Origin of the sequence: Streptomyces sp. NPDC059477, from assembly GCF_042749375.1 — a bacterium.
Taxonomy (GTDB): Bacteria; Actinomycetota; Actinomycetes; order Streptomycetales; family Streptomycetaceae; genus Streptomyces.
Genome location: NZ_JBHYUG010000137.1, coordinates 9,517 through 16,219, shown reverse-complemented (window position 1 = coordinate 16,219; position 6,703 = coordinate 9,517). Strand labels below are relative to the sequence as shown.

The window sequence follows — 6,703 nt, the reverse complement described above, 5'->3', positions numbered from 1 at the left end:
CGCGAGGCCGGTGTCGGGGCCCCGCCCGGCGGCCGTGGCGCGGCGCGCCCGGGTTGTGCCGGTCGTGCTGCTCCTGGCCGGGAGCAGCAGGACCCATGACCCGTCCCGGGTGGCGGCCAGGGCGGGGGCGGTACTGCCACGGGTGGAGACGGTCGTGCTCCCGGGCGTCTCCCATCACGCGCTGCCGCACGCGGCTCCGCCGGAACTGGGGCGCCGTATCGGTGAGTTCCTGGGCGGGTCCGGGAGATCCGGGGGACGCGGCGGACCCGGCGAATCCACTGACCCCACCGGCTGATCCATCAGCTGGCGGACCTCCCCCTCGCCGTCACCCTCACCCCACCCTCTCGATCAGCGCGCGGCGGATCAGGAACTTGCCGGGCTCGCGGACCTGTTCGAAGGCCGCGTTGTTCAGCAGGGCGCAACTGCCCGAGGCCGAGGTGACCTCGACGGTCGTGGACTTGTCGTTGTCCAGGTTGGTGACCTTGAGCCGGGTGCCCACCGGGAACTGGTTGCTGGAGGCCGCCGGGGCGCCGCCCTCGCCGGAGAGGGTGACGGTGGAGCCGTTGCACACCTGCCGGTCCGAGGCGGCGGGCGGGTTGTCCGCCGGGGGCGCGGTGCTGGCGGGCGGGGCGGGGGGCGCGGCCTGGGAGCCCTGAGCCGACTCCCCCACCTGGCACCCCGACGCCGCCTGCTGGCGCTTGATCTCCTCGATGACCGCCAGCCGGTTGGCGATCCGCGCCTCGGACTGCGCGTCCGGGCTGGCCCGCTGATCGGCGATGAACCGCTCGTTGTTGCCGAGCGCGACGGCCTTTCCCCGGCAGACAGCCGAGTCGGCGGCGCTCTGGGCGGCGTTCGAGGTGGCGGCCAGGGCGAAGGCGCCGCCGCCGGCCACGGCCGCCGCGCTCACCAGCAGCGCGATCTTCTTCTTCGTACCGAGGGTTCTCCTGCGCGACATTCGCGCCTCCTGGGAGGTCGGGGAGCGTACGCCGCTATGTACGAGGCCCCGAACGGAGTTGCTCAGCGGTTGCCCGACCCTTCCGAAGTAACGTGCGTCACAGCGAAGTTGAGCCACGTAGGCGCTCAGCGCCGGGACAGCGCGTCCCGTACCGCCTCCTCGGTGCGGCCGATGACGGCGGTGCCGTCGTCGGCGGTGATGAGGGGCCGCTGGATCAGCTTCGGATGCGCGGCGAGCGCGGCGATCCACCGCTCGCGCGAGCCCGCGTCCCGGGCCCACTCCTTCACCCCCAGCTCCTCGGCGGCGGCTTCCTGGGTGCGGGTGATGTCCCACGGTTCGAGCCCGAGCCGGTCGAGTACGGCCCTGATCTCGTCCTCGCCGGGCACATCCTCCAGATACCGGCGGACCGTGTACTCGGCCCCCTCGGCGTCGAGCAGGTGCAGGGCGCTGCGGCACTTGGAACAGGCCGGATTGATCCAGATCTCCATGGGCGCAACGGTACGCGGAGCGGTGTCTGTTCGATTTTCCGCCGGGTGGCGTGAGCCTGCTGCGACGGCCGGGAATCAGGGGACAATTCCCATGCCCACCTGGCCTTTTGGCGTGGTGTGCGGGCTCGCTGATTGTCAGTGCCGGACGGTAGAATGGAGGCACTTGTTCGAGGGGATCGCGGGGGCGGCCACAGCCTCCGGGGTGCCCTTGCCGCGACAGGAGGATGCCTGTGCCCGCTGCCGCACTGAAGCCGAAGCCGTTGCCGACCCAGTCCACCGCCCGGCGGTCCGTGCCGCTGGAGCTGCCGTACGCGCCCGTGCCCAAGCGCCCGCTGCCGCCGGGACGGCCCCGCCAGTGGTACATCACGCACAATCGCCGGCTGAAGGCGATGCGCCTGGCCATCGCCCTGCTCGACTCCGGCGTCCACCTGCCCGACCAGGCCCGCAACGAGACGATCCGGAGCACGGCGGAGCTGATCGGCGTCCATCCGCCGTCGGACACGACGTGCCACATGGTGCGGGCGTTCATGCGCTACAACCGGTGAGCCGGTGGCGCCGGGCACCGCCGGCTCGACGGCGACGCCCGGCGCCAGCCTCACGCGTACCGCTCGACCACCCCCCGCACATACCCCTCCAGCCGCTCGCCCAGCACCTCCGCCGTCAGGTCCGTGCGTCCCAGCTCCCGCCAGGGGCCCGCCAGTTTCGCCGCGTCCGGGGCGTGGGCGAGGGCGTCCAGGAGCCGCCAGTACAGCTGGTCCGGGCCGTCGGCGAGGGGGCGTCCGCCCTGGGCGGTGTACCGGTCGCCGAAGGCCAGCCCGTGCTCCGGGCCGTACAGCAGGGCGAGCGCCGTGGCGCAGTGGGCCACATCCAGATCGGCGGGACCCCACGACGTCTCCACCCAGTCCACCACCCCACTGATCCGCGTCCGGGCTCCCGCCCCCTCGAACAGCACGTTCCCCGGATGGAAGTCCCGGTGCAGGAAGCAGCCCTCGTACGCCGGCGGCTCGGCGCGGATGACGTCCACGGCCCGCTCCCACAACGCGCCCGGCGCGGCCGTGACCCGCTCCGGGGACGTCCACGCCTGGTACGGCCGGGGCCGTTCGTCCGGCACGACCGCGTGGATCCGGGCCAGCAGGCCCGCGAGCAGTTCCGTACGCCGTGCCAGTTCCGGCGCCTCGGCGTGGTCGATCCGGACCCGGCCCGGCAGCAGTGTCATCAGCAGGGACGGGTGGTCGCAGTGCTCGGCCGCCGGGTCCACCGCGATCAGCTCGGGCGCCGGGATGTCCGGCCGCCCGGCGAGCAGCCCGAGCACGGACGCCTCCCGGGCCAGCAGGCCCGGCGCGTGCTCGCGGAAGAAGGGCTTCACGAAGGTACGCAGGACCAGGCCGCCGTCGTAGCCATTCCCGTTGCCGTCGTCGAGAGTGAGCGCCCGCAGCTGTGAGCTGAAGCCGCCCCGCAACGCACGGGTCCCGGTCACGTGCCGTCCCTGCGGGAGCCGTTCGCGCAGCCAGGCGCGGGTCGCCGTCCAGCCGCCGTCGCCGTACCCGTCGAGCACGGCGGTCACCAACTCCCGGCGGGAGTCGGCGTGGTCGCGGAACCACGCGCCCAGGAAGTGGTCCGCGTCCGGCAGTTCGAGACGGGTGAACTGGGCCCTGGCGGCGAGCGCGTCCTGGACCGCGTCGGTGACGGCCTCCGGAATGATCGCGTCCGTGCCGGGGACCGCCAGCACGGCCCGTCCCGCGTACCGGCGCAGCGCGTCCAGCGCGGGGGAGGTGCGCCAGCTGTCCGGGGTGCGGATCAGCCGGGTGAAGGGGCCGTCGCCGTTATCGAACGGGAGGTCCCAGACGTCGGCCGCGTAGACCGCCGGCGCGCACAGGGCGAGGGCCGCGACCCGGTCGCCGTAGTGCCCGGCGAGGTCCGCCACCGTCTGGCCGCTCATGCTGAAGCCGACCAGGATCAGCGGGGACCCCGCCGGTACCCGCGCGTCGATCACGTCCACGGCCTGCGCGAACCGGCGCCGCAGGCTCAGTTCCCGCAGCTCACCCGAGCTGCCCCCGTGCCCCGAGAAGTCGAACGCCAGGGCGCCGCAGCCCCGCCCCGCGAACTCCGCGAGCAGTGGACGCAGCCGCTCCTTGCTGCCGGAACCGGCACCGTGGAGGAGGACCGCGGTGGGCGGCTCGGGAGTGGCACCGGGTCCGGTGAGGTACGGCGGTGTCGCGGCGAGGCGGGTGACGGCGAGCCGCTCGGGTGGGGTGCCGGCGGTGCCGGTGACGTCGTGGGAGAAGTCGTCCGGGGAGAGCGGGGGTTCGGCCATACGGCCATTCACTCACGGACGCCGGAGAGGCCTCCGCCCCCGCCTCCACTCCCGGTCGGTCACCCGGCCTTCTCGGCCCCTGGCGCCCCTTACGCCCCCGGCGCTCCCGGTGCCTCCGGCGTCTTCTGCGCCTCCGGAGTCTTCTGCGCCTCCGGCGCCGGAGGCCGCACCGCCGCCGCCAGCATCTCCCGGAGGTGCTCCTCGTCCGCCTGGCTGAGGGACGTCTGGACCAGCTGCCCGCCGAACCCGGCGATCTCCGGGATCACCTTGTCCGGGGCGGCGTGCTTGACCAGGACGAACAGCGCGGCGGCGCCGGGCCGCAGATTCTGGCTGAGGTCCTTCATGAAGGCGTCGTTGATGCCGGTGTCCGTGAGCGAGCCGCCCGCCGCCCCGGCCGCCGCGCCCACCGCCGCACCGAGCAGCGGGGCCAGGAACAGCAGCCCGATCACCCCGCCCCAGACGGCACCGCCGGCCGCGCCGACCGCGGTGTGGTTGACGGCCTGGTGCAGCTTGATCTTGCCGTCCTCCCGCCGCTCCACGACCACCGCGTCCTCCAGCTCGACCAGATGCTGCTTCGACAGGTCGAACAGCTTCTCGCGCACCTGGTTGGCGGTGGTGAGGTCGTCGTAGGCGACGACGAAGAGATTGCTCATACGGAACTCCCGAACATGCGCGGAGACAATGATCTGATGAGATGTGTCGCGTATGGATGGATTGGTCCGGAGTGAACTCTAGGACGGAGGGCGGGCAGCCGCACCCCGAGCGATCATCGGCGCGGAGCCCGCCCCGCTACAGCGTGGGAGCCCCCCAGAGCGGAAACCAGCGGCCGAGATCCTGCTCGACCCGCAGATCCTCGGCGAGTACCGCCTTCATCTGGAGTTCGAGCGCGCTGTCCCGCCGCTGCCCGCCGCCCGGCAGCGGGGCGAACGGATAGAAGGTGCCTCTCTTGTAGAGATAGACGAGCGCGAGCCGCCGCCCGTCCGCCCGGCGCTCGAACCCGGCCAGCGAGCACAGCAGCTGCGGCCCGAAGCCGTTGACCTCCATGGAGCTGTTCACCGCGTGCAGGTCATTGACCAGCTGGGACAGATCATCCGGGGTGCGGCGGGAGACCAGCCAGGAGTAGCCGAAGTCGTCCCGGACCAGCTCCACCGGCGACCCCGCGCGGTCCGTGTCCGCGTCCAGCAGCGCCTGCACCTCGCGGTGGGTCTGCTCGAACGCCTCGCCCTCGACGGTCGCGAAGCACACCGCGCCCTGACCGGTCGGGGTGAACCCCGCCGCGGCCTCCAGGGTCACCGCCGCCGACGGCAGCGCGAAGAGCTGGTCGAGATCGGGCTGGACCGGCTTGCTCCGGCCCAGCAGGATGTCCAGCAGCCCCATGCTCACCTCGTGTTCCCGGGCAGTGCGGGCTCACCCAGCTCCGCGGAGATCTGTGCCAGTTGCTCCAGCCGCTTCTCCAGGCTGGGGTGCGTGGAGAACAGCCGGGCCAGTCCGGGGCCGGAGCCCAGGGCCGGGGTGAAGTAGAAGGCGTTGAACGCCTGGACCGTGCGCAGATCCTTGGTCGGGATCCGGGCGAGGTCGCCGTCCACCTTGGTGAGGGCGGCGGCCAGTGCGGAGGGCCGCCCGGTGAGCAGCGCCGCCGCGCGGTCCGCGGCCAGCTCCCGGTACCGGGACAGGGCCCGGATGAGCAGGAAGCTGATGGCGTACACCGCCAGCGAGACCCCCATCACGGCCGCGAGGATCATGGCCGTGTTCTGGTCCCGGCGCCCGCCGAAGACCTGGGAGTAGAAGGCGAACCGCATCACCAGTCCGGCGATCACCCCGAGGAACGAGGCGATGGTGATCACCGCCACGTCCTTGTGCGCCACGTGCGACAGCTCGTGCGCGAGGACGCCCTCCAGCTCGGCGGGGTCCAGGCGGCGCAGCAGCCCGCTGGTCACACACACCACGGCGTTGTCGGCGTTGCGGCCGGTCGCGAACGCGTTCGGCATGTCCAGCGAGGAGACGGCGACCACCGGTTTCGGCATGTCGGCCATCGCGCAGAGCCGGTCCACGACAGCGTGCAGCTCGGGATATTCCTCGCGCTCCACGACCCGGCCCCGCATCGCGAACAGTGCGATCCGGTCCGAGAACCAGTACTGCGCCCCCATCAGCCCGGCCGCCACGACCACGACCAGGACCCACGACTTCAGCAGCACGATCAACGCGGCGACGAAGGCCACGTACAACAATCCGAGCAGGAACAGCGTGACCATCATCCGGAAGGTCAGCCGCCGGTCACTGCGGAAGCGACTCTGCATTCTGTACCACCCCGCACTACACCGCGGACAGGGCGTTCGCCCTACTGTCCAGTGTGCACCTGTCCGTCCCATACGACGGTCGCGATCAGCCCAGGGACCTGCAAAGCCTCCGTTCACCCGAGATCAATAAGCCCCGCGTGAACACGTCAGAAAGGCGCCCGGAAACCGACGTACCCGAGCAGCAGGATCACGGTGACGAGCCCGCCGGCCACGATGACCACGGACCCCCAGGGCGACCGCCCCCCGAGCCGCACCTTCCGCCGCCACCTCCGCCGCCGCCCCTCGGGCTCCGGCCGGAACGGCACCGCTCCGGGCGGATTCTCCTTCCACCGCGCGGCCAGCATCCGGGCCCGCGCCGACGGCTCCTTGTGCTCGGCGGCGGCGGCCCACCGAAAGTCGTACTCCTCGGATTCCCCGTACTCGCCGGATTCCGCGGGCACCCCGCACTCCTCGGGCTCCCGCTCGTCCCGACCGCGCTCGGCCATCTCCCGGTCCACCCCCGTGTCCCAGTCCCGTGGCCTCCCTCTCCGAAGCCCTCAAATAGAACATACGCCCGTGGCCCCCCCGCCCCCCGGCAGGGGGGGGACCGGGGCAAACACCCCCGCTCAGAGGGTTATATAGAAAACAACAACCCGCGAAAAAGCCACCG

The 6,703-nt window shown here is 72.2% G+C and carries 8 protein-coding genes and 1 pseudogene; 2 read left to right on the top strand and 7 right to left on the bottom strand.

All coding sequences use genetic code 11. From position 1 onward, the window contains the following. A pseudogene (locus tag ACFXAZ_RS37330) lies at positions 1-295 on the top strand (alpha/beta hydrolase); the annotation flags it as partial. A 36-nt stretch (positions 296-331) separates the two neighbouring features. Here ACFXAZ_RS37330 and ACFXAZ_RS37325 read toward each other — a convergent pair. Together ACFXAZ_RS37325 and ACFXAZ_RS37320 are read right to left on the bottom strand one after the other, a co-directional pair. Then, positions 332-955: a hypothetical protein gene (locus ACFXAZ_RS37325; RefSeq protein WP_384600791.1), complete on the bottom strand. Its 624-nt coding sequence runs from the start codon at positions 953-955 to the stop codon at positions 332-334. A gap of 125 nt (positions 956-1,080) precedes the next feature. Beyond that, positions 1,081-1,443: an arsenate reductase family protein gene (locus ACFXAZ_RS37320; protein WP_384600788.1), complete on the bottom strand. Its 363-nt coding sequence runs from the start codon at positions 1,441-1,443 to the stop codon at positions 1,081-1,083. Positions 1,444-1,673: 230 nt separating this feature from the next. Here ACFXAZ_RS37320 and ACFXAZ_RS37315 point away from each other — a divergent pair, with 230 nt between their 5' ends. After that, complete coding sequence (locus ACFXAZ_RS37315) at positions 1,674-1,988, top strand: hypothetical protein (protein WP_384600785.1); 315 nt, start codon at positions 1,674-1,676, stop codon at positions 1,986-1,988. 50 nt (positions 1,989-2,038) lie between these two features. Here the strand turns inward: ACFXAZ_RS37315 and ACFXAZ_RS37310 are convergent, their stop codons facing one another. From ACFXAZ_RS37310 to ACFXAZ_RS37290, 5 genes are all read right to left on the bottom strand, one after another. Beyond that, the gene (locus tag ACFXAZ_RS37310) at positions 2,039-3,757 is read right to left on the bottom strand and encodes an alpha/beta fold hydrolase (protein WP_384600782.1); all 1,719 of its coding nucleotides are present in this window, start codon (positions 3,755-3,757) and stop codon (positions 2,039-2,041) included. 89 nt (positions 3,758-3,846) lie between these two features. After that, the gene (locus ACFXAZ_RS37305; RefSeq protein ID WP_384600779.1) at positions 3,847-4,410 is read right to left on the bottom strand and encodes a DUF1269 domain-containing protein; all 564 of its coding nucleotides are present in this window, start codon (positions 4,408-4,410) and stop codon (positions 3,847-3,849) included. Positions 4,411-4,546: 136 nt separating this feature from the next. Further along, a complete protein-coding gene (locus ACFXAZ_RS37300; protein ID WP_384600794.1) occupies positions 4,547-5,134 on the bottom strand; it encodes a hypothetical protein in 588 nt (195 codons plus the stop codon). A 2-nt stretch (positions 5,135-5,136) separates the two neighbouring features. Then, complete coding sequence (htpX, locus tag ACFXAZ_RS37295) at positions 5,137-6,054, bottom strand: zinc metalloprotease HtpX (RefSeq protein ID WP_384600777.1); 918 nt, start codon at positions 6,052-6,054, stop codon at positions 5,137-5,139. 146 nt (positions 6,055-6,200) lie between these two features. After that, on the bottom strand, positions 6,201-6,539 hold the full coding sequence (locus ACFXAZ_RS37290) for a hypothetical protein (protein ID WP_384600774.1): 339 nt from the start codon (positions 6,537-6,539) through the stop codon (positions 6,201-6,203). Positions 6,540-6,703: the final 164 nt, after the last annotated feature.

Bases quoted from the DNA above. Each gene is read 5' to 3' on its own strand.
- ACFXAZ_RS37320 (WP_384600788.1), bottom strand. From the start codon at position 1,443: ATGGAGATCTGGATCAATCCGGCCTGTTCCAAGTGCCGCAGCGCCCTG.
- ACFXAZ_RS37290 (WP_384600774.1), bottom strand. From the start codon at position 6,539: ATGGCCGAGCGCGGTCGGGACGAGCGGGAGCCCGAGGAGTGCGGGGTG.
- ACFXAZ_RS37325 (WP_384600791.1), bottom strand. From the start codon at position 955: ATGTCGCGCAGGAGAACCCTCGGTACGAAGAAGAAGATCGCGCTGCTG.
- ACFXAZ_RS37300 (WP_384600794.1), bottom strand. From the start codon at position 5,134: ATGGGGCTGCTGGACATCCTGCTGGGCCGGAGCAAGCCGGTCCAGCCC.
- htpX (WP_384600777.1), bottom strand. From the start codon at position 6,054: ATGCAGAGTCGCTTCCGCAGTGACCGGCGGCTGACCTTCCGGATGATG.
- ACFXAZ_RS37310 (WP_384600782.1), bottom strand. From the start codon at position 3,757: ATGGCCGAACCCCCGCTCTCCCCGGACGACTTCTCCCACGACGTCACC.
- ACFXAZ_RS37305 (WP_384600779.1), bottom strand. From the start codon at position 4,410: ATGAGCAATCTCTTCGTCGTCGCCTACGACGACCTCACCACCGCCAAC.